The 15,087-nt window shown below is 73.5% G+C and carries 15 protein-coding genes; 12 read left to right on the plus strand and 3 right to left on the minus strand.

What is annotated here, in order from left to right; translation table 11 throughout:
- Positions 1–12: 12 nt before the first annotated feature.
- The 12 genes from ACJA3G_RS12960 to ACJA3G_RS13015 all read left to right on the plus strand — a co-directional run bounded on the left by ACJA3G_RS12960 (position 13) and on the right by ACJA3G_RS13015 (position 11,879).
- Positions 13–603, plus strand: coding sequence for a helix-turn-helix domain-containing protein (locus ACJA3G_RS12960; RefSeq protein ID WP_406553097.1), 591 nt, complete (start codon positions 13–15; stop codon positions 601–603).
- A 153-nt stretch (positions 604–756) separates the two neighbouring features.
- On the plus strand, positions 757–1,725 hold the full coding sequence (locus ACJA3G_RS12965; RefSeq protein WP_406553098.1) for an NADPH:quinone oxidoreductase family protein: 969 nt from the start codon (positions 757–759) through the stop codon (positions 1,723–1,725).
- Positions 1,722–2,915, plus strand: a complete 1,194-nt coding sequence (locus ACJA3G_RS12970) for an acyl-CoA dehydrogenase family protein (RefSeq protein WP_406553099.1) — start codon at positions 1,722–1,724, stop codon at positions 2,913–2,915. The genes ACJA3G_RS12965 and ACJA3G_RS12970 overlap by 4 nt, the downstream gene beginning before the upstream one ends.
- A complete protein-coding gene (locus ACJA3G_RS12975; RefSeq protein ID WP_406553100.1) occupies positions 2,912–4,009 on the plus strand; it encodes an acyl-CoA dehydrogenase family protein in 1,098 nt (365 codons plus the stop codon). The genes ACJA3G_RS12970 and ACJA3G_RS12975 overlap by 4 nt, the downstream gene beginning before the upstream one ends.
- A 108-nt stretch (positions 4,010–4,117) precedes the next feature.
- Entirely contained in the window at positions 4,118–5,722 is a 1,605-nt protein-coding gene (locus ACJA3G_RS12980) for an ABC transporter substrate-binding protein (RefSeq protein ID WP_406553101.1), read from the plus strand.
- Between the two features lie 23 nt (positions 5,723–5,745).
- Positions 5,746–6,711, plus strand: coding sequence for an ABC transporter permease (locus ACJA3G_RS12985; RefSeq protein WP_406553102.1), 966 nt, complete (start codon positions 5,746–5,748; stop codon positions 6,709–6,711).
- Complete coding sequence (locus tag ACJA3G_RS12990) at positions 6,704–7,579, plus strand: ABC transporter permease (RefSeq protein WP_406553103.1); 876 nt, start codon at positions 6,704–6,706, stop codon at positions 7,577–7,579. The genes ACJA3G_RS12985 and ACJA3G_RS12990 overlap by 8 nt, the downstream gene beginning before the upstream one ends.
- Positions 7,580–7,620: 41 nt before the next feature.
- Positions 7,621–8,532, plus strand: coding sequence for an ABC transporter ATP-binding protein (locus tag ACJA3G_RS12995; protein ID WP_406553109.1), 912 nt, complete (start codon positions 7,621–7,623; stop codon positions 8,530–8,532).
- Positions 8,525–9,181, plus strand: a complete 657-nt coding sequence (locus tag ACJA3G_RS13000; protein WP_406553104.1) for an ABC transporter ATP-binding protein — start codon at positions 8,525–8,527, stop codon at positions 9,179–9,181. Before ACJA3G_RS12995 ends, ACJA3G_RS13000 begins: the two co-directional genes overlap by 8 nt.
- 327 nt (positions 9,182–9,508) lie before the next feature.
- Positions 9,509–10,372 carry a phosphatidylinositol-specific phospholipase C/glycerophosphodiester phosphodiesterase family protein gene (locus tag ACJA3G_RS13005; RefSeq protein WP_406553105.1) on the plus strand — a complete coding sequence of 288 codons (864 nt, stop codon included), beginning with the start codon at positions 9,509–9,511 and terminating at the stop codon, positions 10,370–10,372.
- A 146-nt stretch (positions 10,373–10,518) separates the two neighbouring features.
- On the plus strand, positions 10,519–10,713 hold the full coding sequence (locus tag ACJA3G_RS13010; RefSeq protein ID WP_344073987.1) for a hypothetical protein: 195 nt from the start codon (positions 10,519–10,521) through the stop codon (positions 10,711–10,713).
- On the plus strand, positions 10,710–11,879 hold the full coding sequence (locus tag ACJA3G_RS13015; protein WP_406553106.1) for a winged helix DNA-binding domain-containing protein: 1,170 nt from the start codon (positions 10,710–10,712) through the stop codon (positions 11,877–11,879). Before ACJA3G_RS13010 ends, ACJA3G_RS13015 begins: the two co-directional genes overlap by 4 nt.
- A 23-nt stretch (positions 11,880–11,902) precedes the next feature.
- Here the strand turns inward: ACJA3G_RS13015 and ACJA3G_RS13020 are convergent, their stop codons facing one another.
- The 3 genes from ACJA3G_RS13020 to ACJA3G_RS13030 all read right to left on the minus strand — a co-directional run bounded on the left by ACJA3G_RS13020 (position 11,903) and on the right by ACJA3G_RS13030 (position 14,781).
- Entirely contained in the window at positions 11,903–12,283 is a 381-nt protein-coding gene (locus ACJA3G_RS13020; RefSeq protein WP_406553110.1) for a DUF779 domain-containing protein, read from the minus strand.
- 88 nt (positions 12,284–12,371) lie between these two features.
- On the minus strand, positions 12,372–13,481 hold the full coding sequence (locus ACJA3G_RS13025) for a mechanosensitive ion channel family protein (protein WP_406553107.1): 1,110 nt from the start codon (positions 13,479–13,481) through the stop codon (positions 12,372–12,374).
- A gap of 223 nt (positions 13,482–13,704) precedes the next feature.
- Positions 13,705–14,781 carry a hypothetical protein gene (locus ACJA3G_RS13030; RefSeq protein ID WP_406553108.1) on the minus strand — a complete coding sequence of 359 codons (1,077 nt, stop codon included), beginning with the start codon at positions 14,779–14,781 and terminating at the stop codon, positions 13,705–13,707.
- Positions 14,782–15,087: the final 306 nt, after the last annotated feature.

Consider the following 15,087-nt stretch of genomic DNA (forward strand, 5'->3'; position numbering starts at 1 on the left):
TGCAATGGCCGTATGGCTGACGACCGCGCACTCGACGACGTACTGACCGAGGTCGGTCCCCGGCTCCGCCGCATCCGCAAGGAGCGCGGGGCCACGCTCGGGGATCTGTCGGCGGCGACCGGGATCTCCGTCTCCACGCTCTCCCGGCTGGAGTCCGGGCACCGCAGGCCCAGTCTGGAGCTGCTGCTGCCGATCGCCCGTGCCCATCAGGTGCCGCTGGACGACCTGGTGGGCGCCCCGCCCGTCGGGGACCCCCGGGTGCGGGCCAAGCCGATCGTGCGCGGCGGGAAGACGATGGTGCCGCTCACCCGCCAGCCGGGCGGGCTCCAGGCGTACAAGGTGGTGGACCGGGGTACCGCCGGGGCGCCCGAGCCGCGTGTCCATGAGGGGTACGAGTGGCTGTATGTGCTGGCGGGGAGGCTACGGCTGGTGCTCGCTGGGAACGATGTGGTGCTGGGGGCGGGGGAGGCGGCCGAGTTCGACACCCGGCTGCCGCACTGGTTCGGACCGGCCGGGGACGCGCCGGTGGAGTATCTGAGCCTGTTCGGGCCGCAGGGGGAGCGCATGCATGTCCGGGCGCGGCCCCGGGGCGGGAGCAGGTAACCGGCCTGGGGGCCGGGCGGCGGACGGCCCTGTGGGCGTCCGGCGCGCGGGAACATCGCGCCCTTTCACCTGTTCCCTCCGCAGCAAGCGACCGCTTAGTATGCAGGCGCAAGGGTACGCAGCCGTACCGCCTACAGCGCGTGGAGGCCCCGAATGCAGGCATGGCGAGTGCACGAGAACGGCGAGCCCGGTGAGGTGATGCGGCTCGACGAGGTCGAGCCCCCCACCCCGGGTCCGGGGCAGGTGCTGCTCAAGGTGCGCGCCGCGAACATCAACTTCCCGGACGCGCTGCTGTGCCGGGGGCAGTACCAGATCAAGCCGCCGCTGCCGTTCACGCCCGGGGTGGAGATCTGCGGGGAGACCGAGGACGGGCGACGGGTCATCGCCAACCCCGTGCTGCCCTTCGGGGGGCTGGCGGACTACGTGATCGCCGACGAGGCGGCGCTGCTGCCCGCCCCCGGCGCGCTGGACGACGCCGAGGCCGCCGCCCTGCACATCGGCTACCAGACCGGCATGTTCGGCCTGCACCGCCGGGCCAAGCTCCAGGCGGGAGAGACGCTGCTGGTGCACGCGGCGGCCGGCGGTGTCGGCAGCGCGGCAGTCCAGCTCGGCAAGGCGGCCGGGGCCAGGGTCATCGGGGTGGTCGGCGGCGCGGACAAGGCCGCCATCGCCCGCGAGCTGGGGTGCGATCTGGTCATCGACCGGCGCACCGAGGACATCGTGGCCGCCGTGAAGGACGCCACCGGCGGGCGCGGCGCGGACGTGATCTACGACCCGGTCGGCGGCGACGCGTACGCCAAGTCCGCCAAGTGCGTGGCCTTCGAGGGCCGCATCCTCGTCATCGGCTTCGCCAGCGGCAGCATCCCCGCCCCCGCCCTCAACCACGCCCTGGTGAAGAACTACTCGATCGTCGGTCTGCACTGGGGGCTGTACGCGCAGAAGGACCCCGCGTCCATCCCGCGCTGTCACGAGCAGTTGACCGAGCTGGCCGCCAAGGGCGCCGTCAAGCCGCTGATCAGCGAGCGCGTGCCGATGAGGGAGGCCGCGGCGGCCGTCCAGCGGGTCGCGGACGGCACCACCACCGGCCGTGTGGTCGTGCTCCCGGACGGAGCCGGCCGATGAGCGAGCGCAAGCCCGACGCGGACGAACTGCGCGCCCTGACCCGGGAGTTGCTGGCCGCCCACCCGCCCGCGGCCACCGCGGCCCTCGACTTCCTCAAGGCCCGCTTCGACGCCGGGCTCGCCTGGGTGCATTACCCGGTGGGCCTGGGCGGGCTCGGCGCGCCGCGCTCGCTCCAGCCGGTCGTCGACGCGGAGCTGGCGGCGGCGGGCGCGCCCGACAACGACCCGCGCCGGATCGGGATCGGCCTCGGGATGGCCGCGCCCACCGTGCTCAAGTACGGCACCGAGGAGCAGAAGCGGCGGTTCCTGCGGCCGTTGTGGGTCGGCGAGGAGGTGTGGTGCCAGCTCTTCAGCGAGCCCGGTGCCGGCTCCGACCTCGCGGCGCTGGGCACCCGGGCCGTGCGCGACGGTGACGACTGGATCGTCGACGGGCAGAAGGTGTGGACCTCCAGCGCCCACCTCGCCCGCTGGGCCATCCTGATCGCCCGCACCGACCCCGCGCTCCCCAAGCACCAGGGCATCAGCTACTTCATCTGCGACATGACCGACCCCGGTGTCGAGGTGCGCCCGCTGCGCCAGATCACCGGCGAGGCCGAGTTCAACGAGGTCTTCCTCACCGGCGTCCGCATCCCCGACGCCCACCGCCTCGGCGCGGTCGGTGAGGGCTGGAAGGTCGCGCAGACCACGTTGATGAACGAGCGCGTCTCCATCGGCGGGATGCGGCTGCCCCGCGAGGGCGGCATGATCGGGCCGGTCGCCGGGACCTGGCGCGAGCGCCCCGAGCTGCGCACCCACGACCTGCACCAGCGTCTGCTCACCCTCTGGGTCGAGGCCGAGGTCGCCCGCCTCACCGGTGAGCGGCTGCGCCAGCAGCTCATGGCGGGCCAGCCCGGACCCGAGGGCTCGGGCATGAAGCTCGCCTTCGCCCGCCTCAACCAGGAGATCAGCGGCCTGGAGGTCGAACTCCTGGGCCAGGAGGGGCTGTTGTACTCCAACTGGACCATGCGCAGGCCCGAGCTGGTCGACTTCACCGGCCGCGACGCCGGCTACCGGTATCTGCGCTCGAAGGGCAACTCCATCGAGGGCGGCACCAGCGAGGTACTCCTGAACATCGTCGCCGAGCGCGTCCTCGGGCTGCCCGCCGAGCCGCGCAACGACAAGGACATCGCCTGGAAGGACCTGGCCCGATGACCGAGACCGCTCCCGACCTGCTGTACTCGGAGGCCGAGGAAGACCTGCGGGCCGCCGTGCGCTCCCTGCTGGCCGACCGCACCGACACCCCGTCCGCGCTGGCCCGCGCCGAGTCGGACACCCCCTACGACCCCCGCCTGTGGCAGGCGCTCGGCGTCGACATGGGGCTCGCGGGGCTGCTGGTGCCGGAGAAGCTGGGCGGCCAAGGCGCCGGGCACCGCGAGGCGGCGGTGGTCCTGGAGGAGATCGGCCGGAGCGTCGCCCCGGTCCCGTACCTCACCAGCGCCGTCGTGGCCACCGAGACCCTGCTCGCCCTCGGCGCCCCGGCCCCCGAAGTCGCGGCGCTGCTCGGCGAGCTGGCGTCCGGGCGCAGGACGGCGGCGCTGGCCGTGCCCTTCTCGTACGGACCGGGCTCGCTGCGGCTGCGTGACGGGCTCGACGGGACCGTACGGACCGTGGCGGACGCCGCCACCGCCGACGTGCTGCTCGTGCCGACCGCGCAAGGCCTCTACGCGGTCGAGGCGGGCGAGGCGGCCCGCACGGCGCTCACCCCGCTCGACCTCACCCGGCCGCTCGCCGACGTCGCCCTCGACGGGGTGCGCGGCACGCTGCTGGCCGACGCGGACACCGGCCTGGCCGCCGCGCGCCGGGGTCTGCTCGCCGGAGCCGGACTGCTCGCCTCCGAGCAACTCGGCGTCGCCGAGTGGTGCCTGACCGAGACCGTCGCGTACACCCGGGACCGCAAGCAGTTCAACCGGCCCGTCGGCTCCTTCCAGGCGCTGAAGCACCGGATGGCGCAGGTGTGGCTGGAGGTGGTGTCGGCGCGGGCCGCGGCGCGCAACGCGGCCGACGCGCTGGCGACCGGGAGCCCGGACGCGCCGCTCGCGGTGGCGGTCGCCCAGGCGTACTGCTCACGGGTCGCGGTGCGCGCGGCCGAGGAGTGCGTCCAGTTGCACGGCGGCATCGGGATGACGTGGGAGCATCCGGCGCACCTCTATCTCAAGCGGGCCAAGTCGGCGCAGAGCGCGCTGGGTTCGGCCGGGGAGCACCGCGCGTCGGTCGCGGAGATCGTGGGGCTGCCCGCCCCCGCGTAGTCCGCGCCGAGTGTCCCGTTTTTGACCACCCCTTTGCGTACTGTTTAAATGGCGAGCTGTTGCGACCCATTCGCAACAACAGTCGATCTTCAATAAGGGGTGTGGGGCATGGCGGCCCGTTCGATGCGCGGGGCGGTACGGGGAGCGGGCGCCGCGGTGCTGGCCGGAGCACTGGCCCTCACCGCGGGCGCCTGCTCGAACCCCGGCGGGAGCGGCCGGAGCGGCGTCAAGGACTCTGCGGTCGTCGGCATCGCGTACGAGCCCGAGACGCTCAGCCCGCTCCTCGGCTACGGCAAGGACGGCAACTCCAAGATCTTTGACGGACTGCTCACCCTCGACGCGAAGATGGCGCTCAGGCCCGCGCTCGCCGTCGCGCTGCCCGAGGTGAGCGCCGACCGGCTGACCTACACGTACAGGCTCCGCAAGGGCGTGACGTTCAGCGACGGGAAGCCGTTCACGGCCAAGGACGTCGTCTTCACCTACAGGACGATCCTCGACCCGAAGACCAACAACCCCTCCAAGGGCGAGCTCGACGCCGTCAAGGAGGTCCGCGCCGAGGGCGACGACACGGTGGTCTTCACGCTCAAGTACCCCTACGCGCCCTTCGCCCAGCGCACCGTGCTGCCGATCGTGCCCGAGCACATCGCGGGCGGGCAGGACGTCAACACCGGCGCCTTCGCCACCGCTCCGGTCGGCACCGGGCCGTACCGGCTCGTCAAGTGGTCCAGGAACGAGAAGATCGCCTTCGAGGCCAACCCCACCTACTGGGGCGGCGCGCCCAAGGTCAAGAAGTTCACCATGGCCGTCATCAAGGACGACGACGTGCGCGCCACCCGGCTGCGCTCCGGCGACCTGGACGGCGCGATCCTCCCGCCCGCCCTCGCCCAGGGGTTCGCGAAGGACAAGCACAAGAAGACCTACACGGCCCGGACCTACGACTACCGCACCGTGACCCTGCCCACCGGCAACAAGGTCACCGGCGACACCGCGGTGCGCCGCGCGCTCGACCTCGCCGTCGACCGCCGGGCCATGGTCGACAAGATCCTCGACGGCGCCGGCAAGCCCGCCTACGGACCGGTCCCCACCGGCAGCCCCTGGTTCGCCCGGGGCACCGAGCGGCCCCACGACCTGGCCACGGCGAAGAAGCTCCTCGACCAGGCGGGCTGGAAGCCCGGCGCCGACGGCATCCGCGAGAAGGACGGCGTCCGCGCCGCCTTCCCGCTCTGGTACCTCTCCGGCGACAAGCTCCGCCAGGACCACGCCCTCGCCTACGCCTCGGACGCCAAGAAGGCGGGCATCGCGGTCACCACCCGGTCCGGCACCTGGGAGGTCATCGAGCCGAGGATGAAGGACGAGGCGGTCCTCGCGGGCGGCGGCTCGCCCGCCGACCCCGACTTCGACCAGTACACGCTGCTCAAGTCCTCCCTCGCGGGCGACGGGTTCAACAACATGGCGTGGTACGCGAACCCGGCCGTCGACAAGGCGCTCGACGACGCCCGCCGGAGCGGTGACACCGCCGTGCGCAAGGCCGCCTACGACACCATCCAGCGCGAGCTGGTGAAGGACCCCGGCTACACCTTCCTCACCCACATCGACCACCTCTACGTGGTGGCCGACCGCTGGGACGGGCTCTCCACCCAGACCGAGCCGCACGACCACGGCCTCGCCTCCGGCCCCTGGTGGAACGTCGAGACCTGGGCGCCGAAGAAGTGAGCCGCCGCCTCCCCTGGGGGCCGATGGCACGAATGGCGGCGCGGCGGACCTTGTTCGCCGCCCCCGTCCTGCTCGTGGTCACCTTCGGCGTCTTCGCCGTTGCCGCCGCCTCCCCCTTCGACCCCGTCAAGGCGTACACGGGCACCGCCGGCCTCACCGCCTCGCAGGACAGCCTCGACCAGCTGCGCGCCAACCTCGGCGTCGACGAGCCGCTGCTCACCCGCTGGTGGGACTGGCTGACCGCGGCCCTCACCGGCGACCTCGGCGACTCCACCGTCCTGCGCCAACCCGTCGCCGACGTCATCGGCGAACGGCTCGGCTGGTCGGCGCTGCTCGCCGCCACCGCCTTCCTTGTAGCGATCCTCCTCGGCACCGCACTCGGCGTGCTCGCCGCGCGCCGCCGCGGCGGACCGCTCGACCGGTGCGTCAGCTCCCTCGCGTACACCCTGGAAGCCGCGCCCGCCTTCTGGCTCGGACTCCTCGCCATCTGGTTCTTCGCGCTGAAGCTGGACGTGCTGCCCGCCGGCGGGCTGACCGACACGGCGAGCGACACCGTCACCACCGGCCAGGTCGCACGCCACCTCGTGCTGCCCGCCGCCGTCCTCGGCCTCTCCCAACTGCCCTGGTTCTATCTGTACGTACGCCAGGGCGTCGCCGACGCGCTGGAGGAGGACCCGGTACGCGGGGCACGCGCGCGGGGACTGAGCGAACGGACCGTCCTGCTCGGCCACGCCCTGCGCTCGGGCATGCTGCCGATGCTCACCCTGGTCGGCTCGCGCGTGCCCGAACTCATCACCGGGGCCCTGCTGGTGGAGACCGTCTTCAGCTGGCCCGGCATCGCCGCCGCCACCGTGCAGGCCGCGACCTCCGTGGACTTCCCGCTGCTCGCCGCCCTGACCGTGCTCGCCACCGCCGCCGTCCTGCTCGGCAACCTGCTGTCCGACCTGCTCTACGGCCTGGCGGACCCGAGGGTGGGCTTCGATGGCTGACACCCCCGGCCTCCGGTGGCGCGCGCACGGCCGCGCACACCGCTCCACCCGCACCCTCAAGGCGCGCGCCTCGGCCGTGATCCTCGCGGCGGCCGTCCTCACCGTCCTGCTCGTACCGCCGCTCGCCGACCTCGACCAGCAGGCCGTCGACCTCTCGCACAAACTTCTCCCGCCCTCCCTCGACCACCCGTTCGGCACCGACGACGTCGGCCGCGACCTCCTGCTGCGCTGTGTGTACGGGCTGCGGATCTCGCTCCTGGTCGGGGTCGTGGCCGCGCTGGTCGCCACTTTCGTCGGCACGGTCGTCGGCGCCGCGTCCGCCGCCCTGGGCGGCTGGACCGACCGGTTGGTGATGCGGCTCGTGGACGTGCTCTCCTCGGTGCCGCACCTGCTGCTCGGGATCTTCGTGGTCGCCCTGTTCCGCCCCGGGGTGTGGCCGGTGATCGCCTCGGTCGCCGTGACGCACTGGCTGTCCACGGCCCGGATCGTGCGCGCCGAAGTGCTCTCCCTGCGCTCGCGCCCCTACATCGACGCGGCGATCTCCGGTGGCGCCTCCCGGCTGCGGGTGACCCTGCGCCATCTGCTGCCGGGCGTGCTCCCCAAGGCCGGGCTCGCGGCGGTGCTGATGGTGCCGCACGCCATGTGGCACGAGTCGGCGCTCTCCTTCCTCGGCCTCGGCCTGCCCAGCCACCAGGCGAGCCTCGGCAACCTCGTCCAGTCCGCCCGCGGCTCGCTGCTCACCGGCCACTGGTGGCCGACCCTCTTCCCCGGCCTGCTGCTGATCGTCCCCACCCTCGCCGTCGCGGGCCTGGCCGGCGTCTGGCGCGAACGCCTCGACCCGCGCCGCCGATCGGAGCTGATGCTGTGACCACGGTCCTCGCGGTGCGCGGCCTGTCCGTGCGCTTCCGGATGCGCGGCGGACGCCATGTCGCCGCCGTCACCGATGTCTCCTTCGACCTGGCGGCGGGGGAGTGCCTGGCCCTGGTCGGCGAGAGCGGCTGCGGCAAGTCCGTCCTCGCCTCGGCGCTCCTCGGGCTGCTGCCGGGCAACGCCGAGACGGCCGGCAGCGCCGTACTGCACGGCGGCGGCGACCCGCTCGACCTGCTCGCCGCCGACGAACGCACCCTGGCCCGTACGGTAAGGGGGCGCCGCGTCGGTCTCGTACCGCAGAGCCCGGCCGCCCACCTCACCCCCGTGCGCACCGTACGGTCACAGCTCGCCGAGACCCTGCGCGAGCTCGACCGCACCCCCCGGCGCGAGCTGCGGGCGGCGACGGAGGCCGCCGCCGCGCGGGCCGCGTTCCCGCCCGGTCACCTCGACCGCTACCCGCACGAGCTGTCCGGGGGCCTGGCTCAGCGCGCCGCGACCGCGCTCGCCCTGGTCGGGGACGCGCCGCTGCTGCTGGCGGACGAGCCGACGACCGGCCTCGACCGCGATCTGGTCGACCGCACGGCCGACGAGCTGCGCCGGACGGCCGACGAGGGCCGGGCGCTGCTGCTGATCACCCACGATCTGGCGGCGGCCGAGCGGATCGCCGACCGGGTCGCCGTGATGTACGCGGGACGTGTCGTGGAACTCGCCGACGCCACCTCGTATTTCGGCGGGAGCGGACCCCGTCACCCGTATGCTCGGGGTCTGCTCGACGCGCTCGCGGAGCGGGCGTTCGCGCCCATCCCCGGGATGCCGCCCGAGCTCGGCGACCTGCCGGAGGGATGCGCGTTCGCGCCCCGCTGCGAACGGGCCACCGACCGGTGTGGCACCCTGCCGCCGTTCGACGGCCAGGTCGCCTGTCACCACCTGGAGGAGCCCGGCCTTGCTTGACCTGAAGAACATCACCGCCGGGTACGAGCGCGGCCGTCCCGTCGTCCGCGAGGCGAGCCTCACCGTCGCCCCCGGTGAGGCGGTCGGCCTGCTCGGCCCCAGCGGCTGCGGCAAGTCCACCCTGGCCCGGGTCGCGGCGCTGCTGCACCGGCCGGACGACGGCACGGTCACCCTCGACGGCGCCCTGGTCACCCAGTGGCGCCACCGCGCCCCGCGCGCGCGGCGCACCGCCGTCGGGGTGGTCTTCCAGTCGCCCCGGCTCGCCGCCGACCCCCGGCTGCGGCTGCGCGACCTGGTCGCCGAGCCGCTGCGCGCGACGGGCCGCCGGATCGAGGTCCGCGAGCGCGTCGACGAGCTGGCGGATTTGGTCGGCCTCGGCGGGGATCTGCTCAACCGGCGCCCCCACGAGGTCAGCGACGGCCAGCTCCAGCGCGCCTGCCTGGCCCGCGCCCTGGTCCTGCGGCCCCGGCTGCTGGTCTGCGACGAGATGACGGCGATGCTGGACGCCTCCACGACGGCCGCCCTGGTGGCGGTGGTCGAGCGCTACCGGCGCGAGACGTCCGCGTCCCTCCTCGCGGTGGGACATGACCGCACGCTGCTGTCGCGGTGGTGCGACCGCGGGGCGGAGTGGGGCGAGCTGACGCAGTAACGTCCCTGCGAACGACGCCTCCCAGACGCGGACCGCGCGGCCCGCGCGGACGTCCCGGCGGGGAACGCCTCCCGGGCGCGGACCGAGGGAACGCCCCCTCGAAGAACGCCTCCCCGGCTCGGCCCGCGGGAACGCCCCCTTGGGGAACGCCTCCCGGGCGCGGCCCGAGGGAACCCACCGCGGGCGTCGCCGTCCGTTCGTTCCCCCGTCACCGGGTGACCGGGCGGCGAAGTACCGGCCAACTCCGCCCGGGAGCCTGCCCGTCGGGGACGGTCCGCACGCATACTCGGTCGGGTCCGCCCGTCCCCGTTGCCCCGGGAGCACCCCATGGCCCGACCGACCCGCCGCAGTGCCGTGGCCGCCCTCGCCGCGGTCGCCGCCTCCGCCGCCATCGCGCCCGCCGCCGCGGCCGAGCGCCCCGGCGCCCGCCCCGCCGGGCCACGACCGCTGCGCCGGACCCACGCGCACAACGACTACGAGCACCCGCACCCCCTCTTCGACGCCCTCGCCCACGGCTTCACCAGCGTCGAGGCCGATGTCTTCCTGGTTGACGGACAGCTCCTGGTGGCCCACGACCCGGCCGGCCTCGACCCCACCCGCACCCTCGAAAAGCTCTACCTCGACCCGCTGATGGCCCGGATCCGCGCCAACCACGGCTCGGTGTACCGGGGTTACCACCGGCCCGTACAGCTCCTGGTCGACATCAAGGCCGACGGCGCCGCCGCCTACCGGGAACTCGACCGGCGGCTGCGTCCGTACCGCCGCATGCTCAGCGTCTACGCCCACGGCCGTGTCACGCCCGGCGCCGTGACCCCCGTCGTCTCGGGCGACCGCGCCGCCCGCGCGCCCATGGAGACGCAGAAGGTGCGCCACGCCTTCTACGACGGCCGTCCGGAAGACCTCGGCACGGCCGCCACCGCCGCGTTCATCCCGCTGATCAGCAGCGACTGGACGCAGAACTTCACCTGGCTGGGCGCGGGCCCCTTCCCCGCCGCCGAACGCCACAGGCTGCGCGCGATCGTCGCCGAGGCCCACGCCCACCGGCAGCGGGTGCGGTTCTGGGCGACGCCGGACCTGGCCGGGCCCGAACGGGACGCGCTGTGGCGCGAACTGCTCGCCGCCGACGTCGACCACATCAACACCGACGACCTCGCGGGCCTGGAGGCCTTCCTGCGCGCCCACGGGGAGTAGCCGCGGACGCCACCCGCCTCCCGTGACGACCCGTCACCCCTCAACAGCACCCGTACGGCGGACACGCCATACGCCCGACCGGCCCGCCTCCTCCGCCACACTGGCCGCCGAATGCCGCAATTCCGGCGCGGTGGAGGAGGTTGGCCATGGCCATTTCGATCTCGGTGGTGCTGTTGCTGATGGTGCTGGCGGTGATCTTTCTGCGCAGCGGCGGCCTCAAGGCCTCGCACGCGATGGTCTGCGTGCTGCTCGGCTTCTTCCTCGCCGGTACGAGCATGGCGCCCACGATCCAGGACGGGCTGAACGCGACAGCGAGCGTGGTCGGTAGCCTCAGGCCATGACCCCGGCCCGTCCAAGGATCACCGCCGAGGCGCGGCGCGCCCGCCTCGGCCCCCGCCAGCTGCTCACCCCCGCCACGCGCGCGAGCAGCCCCGAGGAGGTCGCCCGGGCACTGGTGGCGCTGCACGCCACCGACCCCGCCACCGTCTTCCTGACCGTCGCCGCGCGCACCGGCACCGCCTCGGTGGCGGAGCTGGAACGCGCGCTCTACGAGGACCACTCGCTGGTGCGGATGCTCTGTATGCGCCGCACGATGTTCGTGCTGCCCACGGAGCTCGCCCCGGTGGCGGACGCGGCGGCGGCCCGGGCCGTCGCGGTCCGGCTGCGCGCGGATCTGGCCAAGGTGATCGGTGCACAACTCGGCTTCGACGCGCGGTGGTTCGCCGCCACCGAGAAGGCGGTCCTGGCCGCTCTCGCCGAGCGCGGGGAGGCCACCGCGGCCCAGCTCGCCGAGGACGTACCGGACCTGAAGGCGCAGATCGTGATGGCCGCGGGCAAGCCGTACGAGGCGAAGCCCCGCATCACCAGCCGCTTCCTGGGCGTCATGGCCGCCGAGGGCTGCATCCGGCGCGGGCGTCCCCTCGGCAGCTGGGCCTCCAGCCAGTTCCGCTGGACGGTCGCGGAGCCGCACCCGGAGCTGTCGGCGGACGCTGCCAGGACCGAGCTCGCCGCCCGCTATCTGGACGCCTTCGGGCCCGCCACCACCGAGGACGTGAAGTGGTGGACGGGCTGGACGCTGACCGAGACCCGCAAGGCCCTGGCCGGGACCGGGGCCGTGGACGTCGACCTGGACGAGGGCCCCGGCCACGCCCTGCCCCACCAACTGGACGCGCCGCCCGCGCCCGGGCCCTGGGCGGCGCTGCTCCCGGCCCTGGACCCCACCCCGATGGGCTGGCGCCACCGCGACTGGTACCTGGACCCCGGCCACCGGGCCGAACTCTTCGACAAGACCGGCAACATCGGCCCCTCGGTGTGGTGGAACGGGCGGATCGTCGGCGGCTGGGCGCAGCGCCCGGACGGTGAGATCGTCACCGAGGTCTTCGAGGACGTGGGGGCCGCCGCACACCGGGCCGTCGACGCCGAGGCGGCACGGATGACGGAGTTCTTCGGGGCCGTACGCATCCGGCCCAGCTTCCGGACCCCGCTGGAGCGCAGGCTCTCCGCGTAGGGCGGGCACGGGCGTGCGCAGGCTCAGATCAGACGCGAGCGGATGAGGAAGCGCACGCCTTCCGGCGCCTCCAGCGAGAAGCCGCTGCCGCGCCCCTCGACGACGTCGACGATCAGCCGGGTGTGCCGCCACGCCTCGTGCTGAGCGGCCGAGATCCAGAACGGGACGGGCTCCTCGACCCCGTCGACGACGAGGTTCTCCAGCAGGACGTCCGAGCCTCCCGTACGGAACTCGCCGTCCGGGTAGCACATGGGCGCGCTGCCGTCGCAGCAGCCGCCCGACTGGTGGAACATCAGGGGCCCGTGGGCCGCCCGCAGCCGCCGCAGCAGCCCGGCGGCGGCGGGAGTCAGCTCCACGCGCGCGTGGCGGCCGTCGTGCCCGTCTCCCGGTTTCCTGGCGGACATACGGATCACGGCCCTTCGGTCTGCGTGTCGTGCCGATGCCGCAACCCCACCACGGGCGGGGTTGCGGGCACGTTGCGGACCTCTACCGCTAGGGCCGCCGCGCCGAGTCGGGCGCCTCGCGGGGGTGGGGGACCGCGAGCGGGGACGGAGTCGGCGACGGGAAGGCCTGGTCGTCGTGGTGGAGGGAGACCGTCCGGGTCGGCGCCGGGATCGAGATGCCCTCCGCGCGGTAGCGCTGGTGCAGGCGCTTGATGAACTCGTGCTTGATCCGGTACTGGTCGCTGAACTCGCCCACGCCGAGGATCACCGTGAAGTTGATCCGCGAGTCGGCGAAGGTGTGGAAGCGGACGGCCGCCTCATGGTGGGGGAGCGCGCCGTTGATGTCCACCATCACGCTGTTGACGACGTCCAGGGTCACCCGCTCGACGTGCTCCAGGTCGCTGTCGTAGCCGACCCCCACCTGCACGAGGATCGACAGCTCCTGCTCCGGGCGGCTGAAGTTGGTCATATTGGTCCGCGCCAGCCGGGCGTTGGGGATGATGACCAGGTTGTTCGACAGGTTGCGCACCACGGTGTTGCGCCAGTTGATGTCGACGACATAGCCCTCCTCGCCGCTGCTGAGCCGCATGTAGTCACCGGGCTGCACGGTCTTGGAGGCGAGGATGTGCACGCCCGCGAAGAGGTTGGCGAGGGTGTCCTGGAGTGCCAGCGCGACCGCGAGACCGCCCACGCCGAGTGCGGTGAGCAGGGGGGCGATGGAGATGCCGAGCATGTCCAGGGCGACCAGCGAGCCCATCGCCACCACCACGACCCGGGTGATGTTGACGAAGATGGTGGCCGACCCGGCCACACCGGTCCGCGACTGCGCCACCGACCGCACCAGACCCGCGACCACCCGGGCCGTGGTGAGCGTGGTGATCAGGATGAGCAGGGCGGTCAGCGAGTGGTTGGTGATCGCCGCCATACGTGTGGTGAGCGGCAGCGCCGAGGCCGCCGCCGCGGCCCCCGCGATGACGGCGGCCCAGGGGGCGACGGTACGCAGCGCGTCGACGATGATGTCGTCCCCGCTCCACTTCGTCCTGAGCGCGTGCCTGCCCAGCCAGCGCAGCAGCGCCCGCAGCAGCACCGCGGCGAAGAGCCCCGCGGCCACCGCGATACCGGCGACCACCCAGTCGTGCAGGACGAGTCCCCGGGTCAACGGACACCCTCCGGGGCGCGACGGGCCGGGGAGGGAGCCGCGGAGAGGGCGGAGGCCGCCACCGGCCCCCGTATGTGAAGTGTCGCCATCTTGTCACCTGTCAGTTCGTCGTGCGTGAAGCGCCGTTCGGGGTCTTCGCGGACGCACCGAACGGGCTGCCATCCTCCCGCATGGACGCGACGGCGGCGCGGGTGGGCCGGGGTCACGCGGACCACCCGCCGGCTCATCCGCGCACGGTCTCCCCGCAACCGCACCGCTGATCCGGAACCATGGACTCCGCGGGTACGGCGAGCCCGGCCCGTTCGGCGAGGACACCGCCCTGGAAACGGCTCTCGGCGCCCAGCTCCTCCAGCAGTTCCGCGATGTGACGGCGGCAGGTGCGCAGCGACATGCCCATGCGCCGGGCGATCACCTCGTCCTTGGCGCCCTCGGCGAGCAGGCCCACCAGCGCCCGCCGCAGACTGTGGCCGACCTCCTTGTACGCGGCCTCGCTGGTGCCCAGGAACGGGGTGGCTCCCGACCAGTGCTGCTCGAACACCCGGCACAGGTAGGCGACGACGTCGGGGTCCCGGACGAGTACCGCGCCCTCGCCGGACCCGCCGTCCGCCCGGCGGGGCAGAAAGGCCACGGCCCGGTCGAACACCACGGCCCGGTCGGGCAGTTCGGCGGCGGTCCGGTACTCGGCACCGGCCTCCGCGAGCGTCTCCACATACCCCTGGGTGGAGAGGCTGGCGCGCGCCGAGTGCTGGTAGAGCGTGCGCATCCGGATGCCCCGGCGGAGCATCGCGAGATCGCGCTCGATGGCGTCCCCGAGGCGGTGGGGGGCGCGCCCGCCGCCCGGCTGGATGCTGAACACCTCCTCGCGGCAGTCCGCCGCGGCCTCGCCGAGCATCGCGGAGGCCGCCGGCAGATCGGGCAGCACGTCGATGCCCTCCTGGTGGCCGCACCGGCGCCGGGCGGCGCGGAAGGCGGGCATCAGGGAGTGCAGATCGTCACGTACGGCCTGGGCGTGCGCCGCGTCCCGGGCCAGCCGTGCCTCCAGCGGACCCACCACCTCGGCCGCGGCGGCGTCGGGGCTGACCGGTATGAGCTCCTCGGGTCTGCCCGGAGCCGGGCGCAGCAGCCGCAGCCCCAGCAGGGTCCGGCAGGCCGCCTCGACCTCCTCCTGGGCCAGACCGAGTTCGGGGGAGGCGCCTGGTGGCCGGCGGTCGAGGCTGCCGCGCGACAGCACGTACTCGAAGACGGCGATGGCTCGCGCGTCCAACTGCGGCAAACCATCGAAGTTTGTCCCGATACTCATGTGTTTCCCCCGCAATGCGGCCGTGCTACTTCCGTGCCATGCAGGCTATTGCCAGGTCAAAGCGCTGGACCAACAGGGCTCCTCGGGATGGACTTTGACCGTCGGGCCGGGCAAACCCCCCCAGGCCGACATTCCGGACCCTATACCTTCCGGCCCCCCGCCTCGGTGGTYCCACGGGGAAACCACCGGCAGACGACCTCCCGACCCTGGAGCCGCACCCATGTCCAGAGCACTCCGCTGTCTTCTCGTCCTCACGGCCCTGCTGGTCGGTGGCGCCTGTGTCACCTCGGCGGACGGCGGGCCGGG

It is taken from the genome of Streptomyces sp. YS-3, from assembly GCF_045257485.1.
Taxonomy (GTDB): Bacteria; Actinomycetota; Actinomycetes; order Streptomycetales; family Streptomycetaceae; genus Streptomyces.